Consider the following 17,621-nt stretch of genomic DNA (forward strand, 5'->3'; position numbering starts at 1 on the left):
ACAATCTTATGCTTGAGCCGAACCAACCATATATTGACATTCAAAATTCCGCAACCTTTCCCAAAAGCTTATTTCATTTTTCAGACAGGCATTATGACACAGCCAGCTTCTTTATAGTCGTTTATAGTTGCCCAACCCAATAATTCCATAATCTTGCCCAACTTTTCCTTACAATTCTGCGCTGCCCAAAAAATCAAAACATTATGCAATCAGAATTCACACGCCCGATTAAATCATCCAATCCGTTTATTCGCACACAAGCAGAATCCACTCAAATTGCAAACAATTTCCCAAGCGGAAAACACGTTTTCAACGTATAATTCAGCTTCATTTTTCTGAATCTATCCTATCTCCCAACTGATTTTAAGAGAAAGCCACATGTCCGTCGTATTGCCCTTGCGCGGCGTTGCCGCCCTATCTGATTTCCGCATCGAAAAACTGCTGCAAAAAGCCGCGGCCGCCGGCCTGCCGAAAGCAGAATTAAGCAGCGAATTTTGGTATTTTGTGAGCAGCGAATCCGCGCTGAACAACGAAACCGCAACGAAATTGCAGGCTTTGTTAGAAGCAGAAAGTGTCGAAAAAACACCCGAAGCCGAAAACAGCCTGCATTTGTTTTTAATCACCCCGCGCATCGGCACCATTTCTCCGTGGGCATCCAAAGCCACCGACATCGCGCACAACTGCGGCTTGGGCGAAATCGAGCGCATCGAGCGCGGCATGGCGGTGTGGGTGAAAGGCGGACTGACTGTCGAGCAAAAACAGCAATGGGCCGCCCTCTTGCACGACCGCATGACCGAAAGCGTGCTGCCCGATTTTCAGACGGCCTCACGGCTCTTCGCCCACCCCGAAGCGCAAACCTTTGCCACCGTTGATGTTTTAGACAAAGGCAAAGACGCTTTAATACAAGCCAACAGCGAACTGGGCTTGGCGCTGTCGCCCGACGAAATCGACTATCTGCTGGAAAACTACCAAGCCTTGCAGCGCAACCCCAGCGATGTCGAACTGATGATGTTTGCGCAGGCCAACTCCGAGCACTGCCGCCACAAAATCTTCAATGCCGACTTCATCTTAAACGGCGAAAAACAGCCCAAATCGCTGTTCGGCATGATCCGCGACACCCACAACGCCCACCCCGAAGGCACGATTGTGGCCTATAAAGACAACGCCTCCATCATCGAAGGCGCGAAAATCGAGCGATTCTACCCGCGTTCGGGCGAGCAACAAGGCTACCGCTTCAGCGAGGAAGAAACGCACATTTTGATGAAAGTGGAAACCCACAACCACCCCACCGCCATCGCACCTTTCGCGGGCGCGGCCACTGGTGCGGGCGGCGAAATCCGCGACGAAGGCGCCACCGGCAAAGGCGCGCGCCCGAAAGCGGGTTTGACCGGCTTTACCGTATCCAACCTCAACATCCCCGGCTTCAAACAACCGTGGGAAGGCGGCTACGGCAAGCCCGACCACATCAGCAGCCCGCTCGACATCATGATCGAAGGCCCCATCGGCGGCGCGGCGTTCAACAACGAATTCGGCCGCCCCAACCTCTTGGGCTACTTCCGCACCTTTGAAGAAGAATTTGAAGGCCAAATGCGCGGCTACCACAAGCCCATCATGATTGCCGGCGGCTTGGGCAACATTCAGGCAGGCCAAACCCATAAAGACCAAATCCCCGAAGGCGCATTATTGGTGCAACTCGGCGGCCCCGGCATGCTGATCGGGCTCGGGGGTGGCGCAGCTTCGTCTATGGATACCGGCAGCAACGCCGCCGATTTGGACTTCAACTCCGTACAGCGCGGCAACCCCGAAATCGAACGCCGTGCACAAGAAGTCATCGACCGCTGCTGGCAGCTGGGTAAAAACAACCCGATTGTGTCGATTCACGATGTCGGCGCGGGCGGCTTGTCGAACGCCTTCCCCGAATTGGTCAACGACGCAGGCCGCGGCGCGGTGTTCAAACTGCGCGACGTGCCGCTGGAAGAGCACGGCCTAAGCCCGATGCAGATTTGGTGTAACGAAGCGCAAGAGCGTTATGTTTTGTCGATTCTGCCGGAGAGCCTCGATCTGTTCCGCGAAATCTGCGAGCGCGAACGCTGCCCGTTTGCCGTGGTCGGCACCGCCACCGACGACGGCCATCTGCAAGTGCGCGACGATTTGTACGGCAACCATCCCGTCGATTTGCCGCTGAACGTTTTGCTCGGCAAACCGCCCAAAACCACCCGCAGCGACCACACCGTAAGGCCGTCTGAAAAACCGTTTTCAGGCAGGCATATCGACCTGAAAGAAGCCGCCTACCGCGTATTGCGCCTGCCCACCGTGGCCGCCAAAAACTTCCTGATTACCATCGGCGACCGCAGCGTCGGCGGCATGACCCACCGCGACCAAATGGTGGGGCGTTACCAAACCCCCGTGGCCGATGCCGCCGTAACCATGATGGGCTTCAACACCCATAAAGGCGAAACCATGGCCATGGGCGAAAAACCGACCGTCGCCCTCTTTGACGCACCCGCTTCCGGCCGCATGGCCATCGGCGAAACGCTGACCAACCTCGCCGGCGTGAATATCGGCGACATCGGCAACATCAAACTTTCCGCCAACTGGATGGCCGCCTGCGGCAACGCCGGCGAAGACGAAAAACTCTACCGCACTGTCGAAGCCGTGTCGCAAGCCTGTCAGGAACTGGGCATCAGTATTCCCGTGGGCAAAGATTCGCTGTCGATGAAAACCGTGTGGCAAGACAACGGCGCGCAAAAATCGGTTACATCGCCGTTGAGCCTGATTATCACCGGTTTCGCGCCAGTGCAAGACGTGCGCAAAACTGTTACGCCCGAATTGAAAAACGTGGCCGATAGCGTATTGTTGGCCGTGGATTTGGGCTTCGGTAAAGCACGCATGGGCGGCTCGGCCTTAAGCCAAGTGTATAACGATATGGCAGGCGAAGCGCCGGATATCGAAGCAGGCCGTCTGAAAGCGTTTTATGAGGTGATTCAGCAACTTGTGGCCGAAGATAAGTTGCTAGCTTATCACGACCGCAGCGACGGCGGCCTGTTTGCGACGTTGGCGGAAATGGCGTTTGCCGGGCGTGTCGGTTTGGACGTGAATCTTGATTCATATACACAAACCGTTTTTGCCGAATGGGAGAAAAAACAGCCCCATGCCATCGTAGAAGAGTTGCTCCCCCTTGCTCATGTCAGTGCTCTGTTTAATGAAGAGTTGGGCGCAGTTATTCAAATCCGCCAATCCGATCTGCCTGCTGTTCAGGCGGCATTCAAACACGCCGGTTTGGACGGCGTTTACAATATTGGTGCCGTTTCTTCAACCGATAATATCCGCATCAACAGCGACGGCGAAGTGATTTTCGACGAAAGCCGTCTGAAATTACAGCAAGCATGGCAAGAAACCAGCCACCAAATCCAACGTCTGCGCGACAACCCCGAATGCGCCGACAGCGAATTTGCCCTGCTGGCAGACGACCAACGCAGCGCGCTGTTTGCCGACCTGAAATTCGACCTTAAAGAAGATATCGCCGCGCCGTTTATCGCGAGTGGTGCCAAGCCGAAAATCGCCGTGTTGCGCGAACAAGGCGTGAACGGGCAGGTGGAAATGGCTGCCGCCTTTACCCGCTCAGGCTTCGATGCTTACGACGTACACATGAGCGACTTGATGGCAGGCCGCGTGAAACTCGCCGACTTTCAAATGCTCACCGCGTGCGGCGGTTTCAGCTACGGCGACGTATTGGGCGCAGGCGCAGGCTGGGCAAAATCCATCCTGTTCCACCCCGAACTGCGCGACCAGTTCAGCGCCTTCTTCGAGCGCGGCGACACGCTCACTTTGGGCGTGTGCAACGGCTGCCAAATGGTGAGCAACTTGGCGGAAATCATCCCCGGCACGCAAGGCTGGCCGAAGTTCAAACGCAACCGAAGCGAGCAGTTTGAAGCCCGCCTGAGCATGGTCAACGTGCCCAAATCGCCCTCGCTGATTCTGGCCGAAATGCAAGGCAGCCATCTCCCCGTAGTCGTGAGCCATGGCGAAGGCCTCGCCGATTTCGCCCATATCGGCGGCAAAATTTCAGACGGCCTCAATATCGCCCTGCAATACGTGGACGGCTTGGGCGCAGTTACCCAAACCTACCCGCTCAACCCCAACGGCTCGCCGCAAGGCATCGCAGGCGTAACCAACGCCGACGGCCGCGTCACCATCATGATGCCGCACCCCGAGCGCGTGTACCGCACCGCCCAAATGAGCTGGCACCCCGACGATTGGCAAGACAGCGAACTTTCCGGCTGGTACAGAATGTTTGCCGGCGCGCGTAAGGCTTTGAGTTAAAACGCTTAAAGGGCAGCTTTAGCAGGCTGCCCTTTGCTGATAAAAAACCGTACACTTGTTATATATATAGTCAATTCACTTAAAAATAGCACACTCGTCATACTCGGGCTTACCCCGAGTATCTCCTAAATTTACCGAAATTCAAGATACTCGGATCAAGCCCGAGTATGACAGTATCGTTATTATGTAAGTGGATTGGTTATATAGTTAATCAAATTAATTTTTAATACAAGGCAGCAAGCCGCAGACAGTACAGATAGTACGGCAAGGCGCAGCAACGCCGTAGTAAAAGTTAAGTTGATTAACTATAGTTAATCAACTTACATGAGTCGTTACAAAGGTAAATGCCTGTCTGAAAACTTTCAGACAGGCATTTTTTAGACAGGGGTTACAGATATACGATTTCGCCCGTCCTCCCTCTGCTTTCCCCGCTGGCCCAATACACGAAATCGGGCATGATGTCGCCGATTTCTTTACGCTCTACGGCAGATTCACCCGGGTGGGTTTTGATGCGCTGCGGTGAGTTGACTGCGCCGGGCACCAGCACGTTGGCGCGCAGGTTGTCGAAGCGCTCCCACTCGTCGGCAGCCACTTTGCATAAATAGTTGAGCGCGGCTTTGGATGCGCCGAAACCGCCCCAATAGGCTTGCGGTTTCTCGCCATGGCTTTCGCCCACGAAAATCACGGAAGCGTCGGGCGATTCTTTCAGCAGCGGCAGAAATGCACGGGTCAGTCCCATAGGCGCTACGGTATTGATGCGGTATTGGTTTACCCATTCCGCTACGGTTTGGAAGTCCAACGGAGAGAGTGCATAGAAATAGCTGGCGCAGTGCACGATGCCGTCGAGTTTGTTGCCTGTGGCATCGGCAATGGTTTTGGCCAAATTATCAAATTCTTTTTCTTCCGCTACCATCAAATCGAAGCACACGGCATAAGGCTCGTTATATCCGGCGGCTACGATTTCGTCATACACTTTTTCCATTTTTTTCTGATGGCGCGCCACCAGAATCACGGTTGCACCTTCGGCTGCAAATGCTTTGGCCACTTGCGCACCGATGCCTTGTGATGCGCCGGTAATCAGAATATTTCTATTTTGAAGCTTGTCGCCCATAACCATTTCCTTTTGTTTTAAAGATTAAGCCGGTTTGCCGCCAGCGCGGCTGCCTGCTGACCGCTTTGCACGGCGGCTTCGAGCGTGGCGGGGTAATGCGGATGCAGGTAATCGCCTGCGGGATAAATATTTTTGTGGTGCAGCCATGCGCAGTCGGGGCGCACGCGGTTCACGGTGGATGCCACGGTGGCGCGTTTTTCGGTAATCACACGCACTTGCTGCGGCCGGCCGATATTGGGGCAAATCCGCGCCACATCAGCATGCACTTGCGTTGCCAGGGCTTCGTTGCTCAAACCCAGTGTTTCCGACACGCTGATTACCGCGGCTACTTCATGCCTGTCCACGCCCAAACGGCCGCGGTCGAGCAACCATTGTGCGGTACCCGATGCCAAACCGGTCATCGCGGCGGGCAGATTGATTTCTTCACGATAGCGCAGATAAACCGTGGTAATCGCATGATAGCGGTAAGTATCTAATGCCTGTCTGAAAGCCTCGGGCGTACCTTTGGGTAACAGCGCGGCTATATGATAAGGCGCCACAGCCGGAATCACTGCATCGAAAGTCTGCCCGTTCACGCCGACTTTATCATAAGGCAGACATTCCAAAGCAGAAGCCCGTTCGCCTAAACGCACTTGGGCGTGGTATTTTTTCAGACAGGCAACGGCAGGTTCGGGCAGCAATTCGCCCAAGCTGCATTTGGGCAGCCAGAAATCGCCTGCGCTTTTTTCCGCCCACACGCCGTCGCGCAATACATGGCAAAGCGTGTTCAGGCTGGCTTTTTCCAGCGGTGTGTTCAGTGCACCCAACACCAGCGGCGTCCAGAATTCGGCCAGCTGCCTGCGCGATGCCCGTTGCACCCTCAACCACGGCGCAACAGCTTCGTCCGGCTCGCTTGGCTGCCGCTTTTGCAACACCGACATTTGCCAAAGCAAACCGAGTTTATCGGCCAGCCCGATATCTTTTGCACCCAATACCGCTGTTAGGATATGCAGCGGTGCGGGCAAAATGCCTGTCTGAAACTTCATGCCGTCTGCCATATGCCATTGCAGGGGCTGGCGCAAGAACACGTTCTCCGGCTTTACGTCGATGTGTTCCAGCAAGGTACGCACGCCGTGGTAAGCGCCGATCAGGATATGCTGGCCGTTGTCTAAAAAAGCGAAGCCGCCTTTGTCGGCATTGAGCGTACGGGCGCGGCCGCCTGCGGCTTTACCGGCTTCAAACACGGTTATATCTGCCTTGCGGCAAAGGCTGACTGCGGCAGCCAATCCGCTCCAGCCTGCGCCGATCACAGCGATTTTCGGTTTGCGGTTTATCTTCATGGTTTGAATCCGAACAGCCAGGTTTTCAAGGCAATGCGTTTTTTGCGCGGGCCGGGAATGGCGATTTTGTATTTCAACACGTTTTGCACGCCGTCTCGCTCGATTTCGTTGAGCAATGCGTAATAGATCGCCGCCATCACCAAACCTGCTTTTTGTTTTTTTCTGTCTTCCGGCGGCAGCGCAGCCACGGCCTCGCGGTAAATCCGGCGGGCACGCTCCACTTGGAACGCCATCAGGGCTTTGAATTCCGGCGTGTCTTTGCCCTGCATAACGGTATGCGCCGGCACGTTGAAGCGCTGCAATTCGTCTATCGGCAGATAAATGCGGCGGCGACGGGCATCTTCGCCCACATCGCGGATAATATTGGTCAACTGAAGCGCCAAGCCTGTTTTATCGGCGTATTCCAACGTTTTCGGATTGTCGAAGCCTAAAATGCGGGCAATCAGCCTGCCCACCACGCCGGCCACACGATGGCAGTAAAGCTTGAGCGATTCAAAATCGGCATAGCGCGATTGTTCTAAATCCATCTGCATGCCGTTGATGATTTCTTCAAATTCTTCATGCGGCAAGTCGAATTCGCGCACGATGCTCTGCAAAGCCTGATTCACAGGATGATCGGGAAGCCTGTCTGAAAACACGGCAGCCAAGTCGCCGCGCCACCAGTTCAGCGTAGTTTGCGCCACGCCGGGGTCGGAGCAGTCGTCCACTGCGTCGTCCACTTCGCGGCAAAAGGCGTATAAAGCGGTCATGGCGTCGCGCTGGTTTTGCGGCAGGAAGCGGAATCCGGCCAAAAAGCTGGAGCCGCTTTCGGCGGCTTTCTGCTGGCAATATTCAATCGGCTGCATGGTGTCAATAATCAGGTTATCGGCTGCACGGGCTGCTTAATGTTCATGATGGGGACCATGCTCGGGCATATGCACGGCTTTTCTCACTTCCACTTCCACGGTTTGCGGCTTGGCGTGTTTGAATTTGAGGGTAAGCGGAAATTTGCTGCCGGTTTGCAGAGGCTGCTTCAAACCCATCAGCATCACATGATAGCCGCCCGGCTTCAAAGCCACGCTTTCGTTGGCTTTGAGCGGCAATCCGCCTTTCACTTCACGCATACGCATCACATCACCTTGAAGCACATGCTCGTGAACTTCCGTATATTTGGCAACAGGCGTAGATGCACCGACCAACACATCGTCTTTACCACTCTGGTTTTCCAACACCATAAACGCGCCACCGTTGCGCATACCCTCCACGGTAGGCCGCGCCCACGGTTGTTCTATTTTGATGGCATCCGCCAAAACCATTTGGCACATACCGGCAGCCAATAAACCGAACAATGTTTTTTTCATTTTTGCATTCCTCATATTTCAAAATAGATTCAAACCATATTCTCGCCACAAAGCCATCAGCCACAACACCGCAAGCAACAATAGAGCAACGCTCTGCGCGGCGGAGCCCACATCTTTCGCACGTTTGGCCAAAGGATGGCGCGCCATTGAAGTGTGGTCGACTGCGGCTTCCAAGCCCGTGTTGAGCAATTCTACTATCAATGTGATGCATGAAGCCATAAAGAGCATCATGCGGGTGGCGGGGCCGAAAGGTAGAAACAGGCTCAAGGCGGTAAGCGCAATATTCAGATAAACCAGCTGCCTGAAGCCCTGCTCGCTCATGGCGGCGGCAAAACCTTCGGCGGAATAGCGCATGGCATTGATGATGCGCCTGATGCCTGTTTTACCTTTGACCGATCCGGCGTAAGATGGTTTTTCGCTTGGTTCCATTTTTGTATTCCCGATAAATCAATGCCTGTCTGAAAACCTGTTTCAGACAGGCATTCCGCTTCAGCGCGCCGCTTGCTCCTCAACGGCATTGATGAATGCCGCGGCAACATCCCAGTTTTTCTGTTTCATAATTTCTTGAAAACCGGTGGGGCTGGTTACATTCACTTCGGTCAGATAATCGCCTATCACATCCAAACCCGCCAGCAAAATGCCCCTGCGCTTCAACTCGGGCGCAAGGGTTTCGGCGATTTCCCGGTCGCGCACGCTCAATTCCTGCGCCACACCGCGCCCGCCTGCGGCAAGGTTGCCCCGCGTTTCGCCTTGTTGCGGAATACGCGCCAGCGCAAAAGGCACCACTTCTCCGTCAATCACCAGCACGCGTTTGTCGCCCTGCACGATTTCGGGGATATAGCGCTGCGCCATGATGGTGCGCGTTTCCATCTGCATCAAGGTTTCCAAAATGCTGCCGATATTCGGGTCTTGCTGCGTGAGCCGGAAAATGCCCATACCGCCCATGCCGTCGAGCGGTTTGACGATAATGTCGCCGTGCTCAGCCAAAAAGGCGCGCACATCTTTTGTGCGTGTGGTAACCAGCGTGGGCGAAATAAAACGGCTGAAATTCAGAATCGCCAGCTTTTCATTGAAATCGCGCATGGCCTGCCCGCTGTTGAACACTTTGGCTCCTTGCGCTTCGGCCAATGTGAGCAGCTGCGTCGAATAAAGATACTGCATGTCAAACGGCGGGTCGGTGCGCATGATTACGGCATCAAAATCGGTTAAGGCCGCCGCCTCTGCCGAGCCGGCGGAAAACCAGTTGCGGTCGTGGTCGTTTTTTGCGCCGATAAATTCAAACGGCGCGGCTTTGGCATACACCTTACCGTTTTTTACCGACAGCTCGGACGCCAATGTATGGAAAAGCTTGTGGCCGCGTGTGGCGGCTTCGCGCATCATGGCGTAAGTAGTGTCTTTATAGGTTTTAAAGCCGCCCATCGGATCGGCGATAAATAAAATATTCATTTAAATTCCTGATTTAAAACGGTTTGACATACGCCAAATACACAATAGCCGCGATACAGGCCAAGCCGGCAAGGTAGCCGATTGAAGACTTCAGCGAACGCGGCGCGGCACGCATGGCAATCGAGCCGACCATGATATACGCCACCAGCAGCACCAGCTTCACGCCCAGCCAATCGGCATTGCCGAACGGCACCCATTTGGCCGCGCCCATCGCCCACAAGCCGGTAATCAACAACAAAGTATCATTAATATGCGGCACGATTTTCAACACGGTAGGCAACGGCCGGTTTGGCTTCGCAACGCGTAAAAAATAGCGCAGGTTAAATAAAATGATGGTAATCACCACAAAGGTAACATGCGCATGTTTGATAGCAAGAAAAGGCATAATCCGGTTTTTTGGTTTTTTCAGACAGGCATTATTGTAACCCAAGAGCACGCGGCGCTGTTTGAAACCAACTCAATGATGCGCTCTTTTTTCTAGTGCCAACAAATAAGGCGGCCGGTTTATCTGGTTGATGAAGCCGTATTTCAAAACCGAGTATTCGTTTTGCGGCAAAGCCGCCGCCCATTGCTCCACCGCATCCGCTTCCTCGCTGCCCGCCTCATGGCCGGGATAGAGCACGGCCAGCAAAAGCCCGCCCGGTTTCAGCAGCGCCAGCGCGGCCGACAAAGCCTGAATACTGGTATGCGCCTGCGTGGTGAGGCTTTTATCGCCGCCGGGCAGCCAGCCGAAATTAAACACGGCGGCAGCCAAAGGCCGGTTTACATAATCCGCCAGCGTTTCATGGCCTGTCTGAACCAATTCCACTTGGCTGCGTTCGCCTGCTTCTTCCAAACGCGCGGCGGTGTTGGCCAAAGCCTGCGGCTGCACGTCAAACGCCCACACCTTGCCTGTTTTGCCCACGCAACGCGCCAGGCATAAAGTGTCGTGCCCGTTGCCGGCGGTGCCGTCTAAAGCGCAATCGCCGCTTTTCAGACAGGCATTGACGAGCGCATGGGCAAACTGCAATACCGGCGATAAATGCATGATAAACCTTACAAACCCAGCTCGCGCAAAAAGCGCACGTCGTCCGCCCAGCCGGATTTCACTTTCACCCACACTTTCAGAAACACTTTGCAACCAAACAGCTTTTCCATATCCAACCGCGCTTCGGTGGAAATTTTCTTCAGCTTTTCGCCGCCTTTGCCAATCACAATCGGCTTCTGGTTTTCCCGCTCCACCAACACGGCGATATAGATACGGTACATGCCGTTTTCTTCTTTAAACTGCTCCATTTCCACGTTCATGGCATAAGGCAGCTCTTCGCCCAAATAGCGGAACAGTTTTTCGCGCACGATTTCCGTGGCCAGAAAACGGCTGGATTTATCGGTAACCATGTCTTCGGGATACAGCGGCGCGCTTTCGGGCAGGAAAGGTTTGAGCGCATGCAGCAGATTGGCGATGCCCAGCCCGTGTTTCGCGCTCACCACTTCCACGCCCGCAAATTCAAACTCGGCGCGCACTTGGCCGACAAACTCGTCCAGCGCGGCTTTATTTTGCGCTTTGGCCTGGTCGATTTTGTTGATTACCAAAAGCACGGGAAGATGCTTGGGCAGCAGGCGCATCACCCTGCGGTCGGCCTCGGTGAAACGCATGGCTTCAATCACAAACACGATTGCGTCCACGCCGCCCATGGTTTCAGTTACGTTCAGATTCAAGCGTTCGTTTAGCGCATTGCGGTGCTCGGTTTGGAAACCGGGCGTGTCCACAAAAATAAACTGCGCCGTATCGTCGGTATAAATACCGGTCACTTTATGGCGCGTGGTTTGCGCTTTTTTACTGGTGATGCTCACTTTCTGGCCGATTAAATGGTTCATCAAAGTGGACTTGCCCACATTCGGGCGGCCCACAATGGCGATAAACCCGCAGCGGTAGCCCTGCTTTTCTGGCGACTCGGCGAGAAATTCTTCGATATTCATGGTGTTGTTCATCAGTTTGGCTTTCTTGAATGCCTGTCTGAAAGGCTTTCAGACAGGCATTGTTTCGTTATTTGAATTTGGTTTTCAAAGGATGCTCACGCTCGAGCCAACCGAACGCTTCTTTGGCGGCGGCCTGCTCGGCGGCGCGGCGGCTGGAAGCCTGCGCGTAGGAAATAAACCCCAGCTCGCCCAAATCGCAGGCAACATCGAACACAGCATCGCTGCCCTCGCCGGTTTGCGCTTCTATGCGGTATTTCGGCAAGGCAAAACGCCGCGCCTGCAAAGCTTCCTGCAACAAAGTTTTCGGGTCTTTGCCCTGGTTTTTAAAATCGATTGTGCGTATTTTTTCAGCAAACAGGCGGCGCACGGTTTGCTCGGCGGTGTGAAAATCGGCATCAAAGCTGATGGCGGCAAACATGGCCTCCATCGCGTCGGCCAAAATAGACGGGCGGTTGAAACCGCCGCTTTTCAATTCGCCCGGCCCGAGAAACAGCCCGTCGCCCACTTTCAGCCCCACCGCTATTTCGGCCAGCATATCCTGATTCACCAAGTTGGCGCGCAAACGTGAAAGCTCGCCTTCGGAAAGCTTGGCGAACACGTCGTAAAGCATTTTGGCAACGGTGTAGTTGAGAATCGCGTCGCCCACAAATTCAAACCGCTCGTTATTGTTGGCGGAATAGCTGCGGTGCGTCAGCGCACGCGCGAGCAGCGTGCGGTCGCGGAAAGTGTAGCCCAAGCCGCGTTCGATATGGTCAAGTGCAGCGGTTTTAAATCGGTCGAGTTTCATTCTGTATTGCTTGGTTATTAGATAGAAATGCCTGTCTGAAAAGTTTCAGACAGGCATTATTGTAACGGATTAGACAAGGCCTGTCTGAAAACCCGTTTCCGCAGGCAAATGGGGGGCAAGCCTAAAACCCCAAATCTTCCTGCTCGGGCGCTTCTTCGTGCGGCTGCATTTTTTCCCACGCTGCGTGCTGCACTTTTTTGCGCCGCATGGCAATCAAGCGCATCACTTGGTGCTTTTGCTCATCGGTCATTTGAAGCCAATAAAGCCGCTCTTCGCGGCTGCGGAAACAGCCTTTGCAATAGCCCTTGCCGTTCATTCGGCACACGCCGATGCACGGACTGGGAATCTCGAAGAAGTCGGGCTGGTTCATGATAGTTCAGCAAATGATTTTTTATTAAATCATCATTTTAAAGAGGGCCCAATCCCGCATCAAGCAAAATCAGGCTTTTCCCTGCATATTGTAATGTTCGATGGTAAAGCCCTGCTGCCGGTAAGCCCGGAAACGCTCCCGCGCCGCTGCCAAATCTTCCAAACTTTCGCCCACGATTTCCAACACGCGCTCGGGCGCAGCCGGTGCGTCGCACCAAAAGTGCTCGGAAACGTTCAACACCACGATTCCGCTATCAATACGCGGCAACGCGCTGCCGCAGGCCAAAGCCAGCGGCACGTCTTGCGGATAGGCCGCATCGGTTTGCCAAACGCTATGCGGCAGAAAACTTTCGGGCGGATTGCGCCACAAGTCGAGATCGATCCGCTCGATTTCTTCTTCGGTTTCCGCCCATACCAAGACGCGCGCGCCTTTTTCTACCGCCCGCATACTGAGGCGGCAGATAAAATCGGCAATATCGGCAACGTGTGTATAAAAAGTGGCTTGCGGCATAGGTTTTACGAATACTAAGGTTTGATGCCGAACTCTTGGTTCAACTTGTTTTTCAACCGCTCGGCTTGCTGGGTGAGCAAGGCAGTGTCTGCAAATGCCTGCTGCATTTCGGCTGTGCGCGCTTTGGGCTGAATATTGATGAAATCACCCATTCTGATATAAAGCTGATGGCTTTTTTGCAGATTTTGCTGCAAGGCTTTCACTTCGGCATCGTGGATGTTTAGCTGATTGATGCTGCCGTAAATTTCTCCGGCCTGCTTAGCCATTTCGCGATTTTCTTCGTCTGCGAGCCTGCCGTTTTTATGCGCGGCGCGGCGTTTGCGCCATTCCTGCATCCAGCCGTCAATCTGCTCGCCGGCCTGCGCTTCCCAAGCCAAAAGCGCTTGGTATTCTTTGAGTTTCTGCTCGGAGCTTACCGCACCCTGCGCTGCTTTATCCGCTTTAACAACCACATCCGCCTGCTGTTTGGGTGCGCCGTTTTGTTGCGGTTGGCAAGCTGCCGTGCCCAGCAATGCCAAGCAGAAAATAATGTTTTTGTTCATTAAAATAATCCGTTTTGTCGCTGAATCATTTTTTCAGACAGGCATTTGCGTGTAAACATCAATGCCTGTCTGAAAAACATGTTACTTTTACTGAACGCAGTTTTTCAAAAATTGCAGCAACAGCGGCACGGGGCGGCCGGTAGCGCCTTTTTCTTTGCCGGATTTCCACGCGGTGCCGGCGATATCCAAGTGCGCCCACGGGTAGTTTTCGGTGAAGTTCGACAAGAACATGGCGGCGGTAATCGTGCCGGCGGGGCGGCCGCCGATATTTTGCAGGTCGGCGAAATTGGATTTGAGCTGCTCTTTATATTCTTCAAACAAAGGCAGCTGCCACGCTTTATCATTGGTTTCTTTGCCCGCTGCCAGCAGCTGGTCGACCAAATCCTGATTATTGCCCATCACGCCGCTGGCAATGTGGCCCAATGCGATGATGCAGGCGCCGGTAAGCGTGGCCACGTCCACCACGGCTTTGGGTTTGAACTGCTCGGCATAGCTCAAAGCGTCGCACAGAATCAGGCGGCCTTCGGCATCGGTGTTGAGGATTTCGATGGTGGTGCCGTTCATGGCGGTTACGATGTCGCCGGGTTTGCTGGCGGCGGCATCCGGCATGTTTTCGCAAGTGGGCACCACGGCAATCAGGTTAACCGGCAGCTTGGCTTTGACGGCGGCAACAAATGTGCCGATTACGCTGGCCGCCCCGCACATATCGTATTTCATTTCGTCCATGGCTTCGCCGGGCTTGAGCGAGATGCCGCCGGTGTCGAAAGTGATGCCTTTACCCACCAGCACCACGGGCGCGGCGTTTTTGTCGGCGGCGCCGAACCAGCTCAGCTCAATCAGGTAAGGTGCCTGCGCGCTGCCTTTGGCCACCGACCAAAACGAACCCATGTTTTTTTCAATATAGGATTGATCCAAAATTTTGGCTGAAGCGCCGAATTTTTCGGCTTCGGCTTTGGCGGTGTCGGCCAGATATTTAGGCGTGCACACATTTGGCGCGGTATTGCCCAAGTCTTTACAGAGATTCATGCCGTACACCAGCGCTTCAGTGGCTTCAACTACTGTCCGAACTTTATCGGCCTGCTCGGGATGGAAAAATGTAACCTGCTGCAGCTTCGCCGGTTTGGCTTCTTTTTTAAAACGGTCGAAACGGTACACCGCCTGCCCTAAAGCAACGGTAAACACTTCTGCCACGTGCGGCGCGTTTTCGCTGCAAAACGGTGCAATGCAGATATCGAGGTTTTCTTGCTTTTGCGCCCAAGCCGCTGCTTCCTCTGCCGCTTTTTCAATGGTTTTGCGCTCCAGATCTTTCAAACGCACCACCGCTACCGCGCGCAATTTGCCGTTTTCCACGGTTTTAGCGGCTGCAAAGCTCTCTTTCTCTTCCAATGAGTCGCATAATAAAGCGGCGGTTTGCTCTACGCCGTTTTGGCAGCAAGGCTGCGCTTCGGTGCAAATATACAGGGCTGCCGCGCTTTGGCTCGGCTGCAATTTTTCGGCTTTTGTGCTAAATTCCACGTTTATCTCCTAATCTTTTTTCAGACAGGCATCTTTCCTGTTTGAACCTAAATGAAGCAGAAATGTCTGATTGTACTCCATTCAGGCCTGTCTGAAACCCCGATATGATTTATCAGCGCAATTTCATTAAAGAGCTCACGCTTACCGCCATCGGCATTTTTCTCGTGCTGCTGGCTATTCTGGTATCCACCCAAGCCATCAATCTGCTCGGCCGTGCGGCCGACGGGCGCGTCGCCGTGGATGCCGTAGCCGCCCTAATCGGCTTCTGGACTTTGGGCATGACCCCGCTTTTGCTGGTGCTCACCGCCTATATCAGCACGCTGACCGTGCTCACCCGTTACTGGCGCGACAGTGAAATGTCGGTTTGGCTTGCCTGCGGCTTGTCGCTGAAGCAATGGGTCAGGCCGGTGATGCAGTTTGCCGTGCCTTTTGCGATTTTGATCGCCGTGATGCAGCTCGCCGTGTTGCCCTGGGCCGAGTTGCGCAGCCGCGAGTTTGCCGAGATTTTAAAGCAAAAGCAGGAATTATCATTGGTGGAGCAAGGCGTGTTCCGCGCGCTAGGCAAAAGTAACGGCCGCATTTATTTTGTTGAGCGGTTCGACGCGGAATCCGGCATCATGAAAAACCTGTTTCTACGCGAGCATGACGACAAAGGGCGCGAAAGCATCGTGTTTGCCAAAGAAGGCACTTTTTCATTGAAAGACAACAGGCGCACTTTAGAGCTTAGCAACGGCTACCGCTACAACGGCAGCGCAGGTAAAGCCGATTGGAACGAAGTGTCATTTCAGCATTTAAGCCTCGTTATCAGCGCCACGCCGAAAATCATCAACCCCATCGACCACCGCCGCACCATTCCCACCATGAAACTGTTCGGCAGCGACAATCCGCAGTATCAGGCCGAACTTATGTGGCGGCTCAGCCTGCCGATTTCCGTGTTGCTGCTGAGTATGCTGGCAGTGCCGCTGTCTTACTTTAATCCGCGCACCGGCCACACTTACAATATATTGTTTGCCATCGGCTTTTTCCTGATTTATCAAAACGGGTTAACCTTTTTACGCAACGCAGTAGAAGACGGCAAACTGAATTTCTGGCTCGGCCTGCTGTCCATGCATCTGATTATTTTAGGTTCTGCCATTATCCTGCTGCGCATACGCTCCATGCCCGTCCAACCCTTTCCGCAAGCCTTGAAAACGGCATTGAAAGGCGGTGTCAAATGAAACTGATCAGCCGCTATCTGATTAAGCAGCTAACCGTCATGTCGGCCTATTCGCTGCTTGCCCTGTTGGCTTTATACAGCTTTTTCGACATCATCAACGAAATCGGCGATATGGGCAAAGGTAGCTACAACGGCATGAAAGTGATGCAGTATGTGGTGATGCAAGTGCCTTCTCATGCTTATGACTTAATGCCGCTGGCCGTATTGATCGGCGGCTTGATTGCACTGAGCCAGCTCGCATCCAACAGCGAACTGACCGTGATCAAAACCAGCGGCATGAGCACCAGAAACATTATTACCATCCTGTTGAAATTCGGCCTGATTTTTGCCGTTGCCACCGTATTATTGGGCGAATTTGCCGCTCCGGCAGCCAGCCAATACGCTCAAAACATGAAAGCCACAGCCACCAGCGGCCGCATCAGCGCCGGCTCGCAAGGCTTGTGGATTAAGGAAAACAACGACATCGTCAATGTAGGCGAAATGCTGCCCGACCGCAGCCTGCGCCAAATCAAAATCTACCGCCACAACAATAATTTCCGCCTGAGCGAAAGCCTGTTTGCCGAATCCGCGCAAATCGCCGCCGACGGCACTTGGACCCTGCGCAACATCGAACGCAGCATCATCGGTGAAAACCGCGTGCAAACGGCCAAAGCAACCGAAGAACAATGGCAAACCGGCCTGAAAAGCAGCCTGCTCGACGTATTGCTGGTTGACCCGGCCAAAATGTCGCTCACATCGCTTACCGCCTACATCAATCATCTGAGCGCCAACAACCAACAGGTTCAAACTTACCGGATTGAATGGTGGCGCAAGCTGATGTATCCGATTGCGGCGGCCATTATGGCGCTGGTTGCCTATGCGTTCACCCCGCAATCCACCCGCAACAGCAATATGGGCTTGAAGCTCTTCGGCGGCATCTGCTTAGGCTTGGCATTCCACTTCGCCGGCCGGCTGTTCGGCTTTACCAGCGAACTCTACGGGGTCCCCCCTTTCATCGCCGCCATGCTGCCCACCGCCATTTTCGCCACATGGGCAATTTACCTTATCCGCAAGCAGGAGAAACGGTAATAATGATGTGTCGGAACACATCCGATCATGCGGCATAAAGCAATGCCTGTCTGAAAAAGTTTTTCAGACAGGCATTGTCAATTTTCAAAACACTGCATTTAAGTTATTCAACTAT

General features: G+C 53.9%; 17 protein-coding genes. 3 read left to right on the forward strand and 14 right to left on the reverse strand.

The features are described 5' to 3' along the window. The first annotated feature begins 378 nt into the window (after positions 1 to 378). The gene (gene purL / locus HMPREF9370_RS09020) at positions 379 to 4,323 is read left to right on the forward strand and encodes a phosphoribosylformylglycinamidine synthase (protein WP_009117159.1); all 3,945 of its coding nucleotides are present in this window, start codon (positions 379 to 381) and stop codon (positions 4,321 to 4,323) included. Positions 4,324 to 4,711: 388 nt separating this feature from the next. On the opposite strand, the gene HMPREF9370_RS09025 is transcribed toward purL, so the two are convergent. The 14 genes from HMPREF9370_RS09025 to HMPREF9370_RS09090 all read right to left on the reverse strand — a co-directional run bounded on the left by HMPREF9370_RS09025 (position 4,712) and on the right by HMPREF9370_RS09090 (position 15,222). Continuing rightward, positions 4,712 to 5,440, reverse strand: coding sequence for an SDR family oxidoreductase (locus tag HMPREF9370_RS09025; protein WP_009117160.1), 729 nt, complete (start codon positions 5,438 to 5,440; stop codon positions 4,712 to 4,714). Positions 5,441 to 5,451: 11 nt separating this feature from the next. Next, positions 5,452 to 6,753 carry a hydroxysqualene dehydroxylase HpnE gene (gene hpnE, locus HMPREF9370_RS09030; RefSeq protein WP_009117161.1) on the reverse strand — a complete coding sequence of 434 codons (1,302 nt, stop codon included), beginning with the start codon at positions 6,751 to 6,753 and terminating at the stop codon, positions 5,452 to 5,454. After that, positions 6,750 to 7,598, reverse strand: coding sequence for a presqualene diphosphate synthase HpnD (gene hpnD, locus HMPREF9370_RS09035; protein WP_009117162.1), 849 nt, complete (start codon positions 7,596 to 7,598; stop codon positions 6,750 to 6,752). The genes hpnE and hpnD overlap by 4 nt, the downstream gene beginning before the upstream one ends. Positions 7,599 to 7,634: 36 nt before the next feature. Further along, the gene (locus tag HMPREF9370_RS09040; protein ID WP_040667125.1) at positions 7,635 to 8,093 is read right to left on the reverse strand and encodes a copper chaperone PCu(A)C; all 459 of its coding nucleotides are present in this window, start codon (positions 8,091 to 8,093) and stop codon (positions 7,635 to 7,637) included. 18 nt (positions 8,094 to 8,111) lie between these two features. Continuing rightward, a complete protein-coding gene (locus tag HMPREF9370_RS09045) occupies positions 8,112 to 8,522 on the reverse strand; it encodes a diacylglycerol kinase (RefSeq protein ID WP_009117164.1) in 411 nt (136 codons plus the stop codon). A 60-nt stretch (positions 8,523 to 8,582) separates the two neighbouring features. After that, on the reverse strand, positions 8,583 to 9,539 hold the full coding sequence (gene gshB, locus HMPREF9370_RS09050) for a glutathione synthase (RefSeq protein WP_009117165.1): 957 nt from the start codon (positions 9,537 to 9,539) through the stop codon (positions 8,583 to 8,585). Positions 9,540 to 9,552: 13 nt separating this feature from the next. Then, positions 9,553 to 9,924, reverse strand: a complete 372-nt coding sequence (locus tag HMPREF9370_RS09055) for a SirB2 family protein (protein WP_009117166.1) — start codon at positions 9,922 to 9,924, stop codon at positions 9,553 to 9,555. Between the two features lie 72 nt (positions 9,925 to 9,996). After that, positions 9,997 to 10,566 (reverse strand): tRNA 5-(aminomethyl)-2-thiouridylate-methyltransferase MnmM, encoded by a 570-nt coding sequence (mnmM, locus tag HMPREF9370_RS09060; RefSeq protein WP_009117168.1) that lies wholly within the window; start codon positions 10,564 to 10,566, stop codon positions 9,997 to 9,999. Positions 10,567 to 10,574: 8 nt separating this feature from the next. Next, on the reverse strand, positions 10,575 to 11,498 hold the full coding sequence (gene era / locus HMPREF9370_RS09065; RefSeq protein WP_040667619.1) for a GTPase Era: 924 nt from the start codon (positions 11,496 to 11,498) through the stop codon (positions 10,575 to 10,577). A 67-nt stretch (positions 11,499 to 11,565) separates the two neighbouring features. Beyond that, a complete protein-coding gene (gene rnc / locus HMPREF9370_RS09070) occupies positions 11,566 to 12,285 on the reverse strand; it encodes a ribonuclease III (protein ID WP_009117170.1) in 720 nt (239 codons plus the stop codon). 121 nt (positions 12,286 to 12,406) lie between these two features. Beyond that, the gene (locus HMPREF9370_RS09075) at positions 12,407 to 12,655 is read right to left on the reverse strand and encodes a DUF1289 domain-containing protein (RefSeq protein ID WP_009117171.1); all 249 of its coding nucleotides are present in this window, start codon (positions 12,653 to 12,655) and stop codon (positions 12,407 to 12,409) included. A 69-nt stretch (positions 12,656 to 12,724) separates the two neighbouring features. Beyond that, the gene (locus HMPREF9370_RS09080; protein ID WP_009117172.1) at positions 12,725 to 13,165 is read right to left on the reverse strand and encodes a DNA polymerase III subunit chi; all 441 of its coding nucleotides are present in this window, start codon (positions 13,163 to 13,165) and stop codon (positions 12,725 to 12,727) included. Positions 13,166 to 13,179: 14 nt separating this feature from the next. Then, entirely contained in the window at positions 13,180 to 13,707 is a 528-nt protein-coding gene (locus HMPREF9370_RS09085) for a PM1805 family lipoprotein (RefSeq protein ID WP_009117173.1), read from the reverse strand. An 87-nt stretch (positions 13,708 to 13,794) separates the two neighbouring features. Beyond that, the gene (locus tag HMPREF9370_RS09090; RefSeq protein ID WP_009117174.1) at positions 13,795 to 15,222 is read right to left on the reverse strand and encodes a leucyl aminopeptidase; all 1,428 of its coding nucleotides are present in this window, start codon (positions 15,220 to 15,222) and stop codon (positions 13,795 to 13,797) included. A gap of 104 nt (positions 15,223 to 15,326) precedes the next feature. On the opposite strand from HMPREF9370_RS09090, the gene lptF reads away from it, so the two are divergent. Both lptF and lptG read left to right on the forward strand, forming a co-directional pair. Continuing rightward, positions 15,327 to 16,439, forward strand: a complete 1,113-nt coding sequence (lptF, locus tag HMPREF9370_RS09095) for an LPS export ABC transporter permease LptF (protein WP_009117175.1) — start codon at positions 15,327 to 15,329, stop codon at positions 16,437 to 16,439. Then, positions 16,436 to 17,506, forward strand: coding sequence for an LPS export ABC transporter permease LptG (gene lptG, locus HMPREF9370_RS09100; protein ID WP_009117176.1), 1,071 nt, complete (start codon positions 16,436 to 16,438; stop codon positions 17,504 to 17,506). Before lptF ends, lptG begins: the two co-directional genes overlap by 4 nt. The last annotated feature ends 115 nt before the right edge of the window (positions 17,507 to 17,621 follow it).

Source organism: Neisseria wadsworthii 9715 (genome assembly GCF_000227765.1).
GTDB classification, from domain to species: Bacteria; Pseudomonadota; Gammaproteobacteria; order Burkholderiales; family Neisseriaceae; genus Neisseria; species Neisseria wadsworthii.

Bases quoted from the DNA above. Each gene is read 5' to 3' on its own strand.
- purL (WP_009117159.1), top strand. From the start codon at position 379: ATGTCCGTCGTATTGCCCTTGCGCGGCGTTGCCGCCCTATCTGATTTC.
- HMPREF9370_RS09025 (WP_009117160.1), bottom strand. From the start codon at position 5,440: ATGGTTATGGGCGACAAGCTTCAAAATAGAAATATTCTGATTACCGGC.
- hpnE (WP_009117161.1), bottom strand. From the start codon at position 6,753: ATGAAGATAAACCGCAAACCGAAAATCGCTGTGATCGGCGCAGGCTGG.
- hpnD (WP_009117162.1), bottom strand. From the start codon at position 7,598: ATGCAGCCGATTGAATATTGCCAGCAGAAAGCCGCCGAAAGCGGCTCC.
- HMPREF9370_RS09040 (WP_040667125.1), bottom strand. From the start codon at position 8,093: ATGAAAAAAACATTGTTCGGTTTATTGGCTGCCGGTATGTGCCAAATG.
- HMPREF9370_RS09045 (WP_009117164.1), bottom strand. From the start codon at position 8,522: ATGGAACCAAGCGAAAAACCATCTTACGCCGGATCGGTCAAAGGTAAA.
- gshB (WP_009117165.1), bottom strand. From the start codon at position 9,539: ATGAATATTTTATTTATCGCCGATCCGATGGGCGGCTTTAAAACCTAT.
- HMPREF9370_RS09055 (WP_009117166.1), bottom strand. From the start codon at position 9,924: ATGCCTTTTCTTGCTATCAAACATGCGCATGTTACCTTTGTGGTGATT.
- mnmM (WP_009117168.1), bottom strand. From the start codon at position 10,566: ATGCATTTATCGCCGGTATTGCAGTTTGCCCATGCGCTCGTCAATGCC.
- era (WP_040667619.1), bottom strand. From the start codon at position 11,498: ATGAATATCGAAGAATTTCTCGCCGAGTCGCCAGAAAAGCAGGGCTAC.
- rnc (WP_009117170.1), bottom strand. From the start codon at position 12,285: ATGAAACTCGACCGATTTAAAACCGCTGCACTTGACCATATCGAACGC.
- HMPREF9370_RS09075 (WP_009117171.1), bottom strand. From the start codon at position 12,655: ATGAACCAGCCCGACTTCTTCGAGATTCCCAGTCCGTGCATCGGCGTG.
- HMPREF9370_RS09080 (WP_009117172.1), bottom strand. From the start codon at position 13,165: ATGCCGCAAGCCACTTTTTATACACACGTTGCCGATATTGCCGATTTT.
- HMPREF9370_RS09085 (WP_009117173.1), bottom strand. From the start codon at position 13,707: ATGAACAAAAACATTATTTTCTGCTTGGCATTGCTGGGCACGGCAGCT.
- lptF (WP_009117175.1), top strand. From the start codon at position 15,327: ATGATTTATCAGCGCAATTTCATTAAAGAGCTCACGCTTACCGCCATC.
- lptG (WP_009117176.1), top strand. From the start codon at position 16,436: ATGAAACTGATCAGCCGCTATCTGATTAAGCAGCTAACCGTCATGTCG.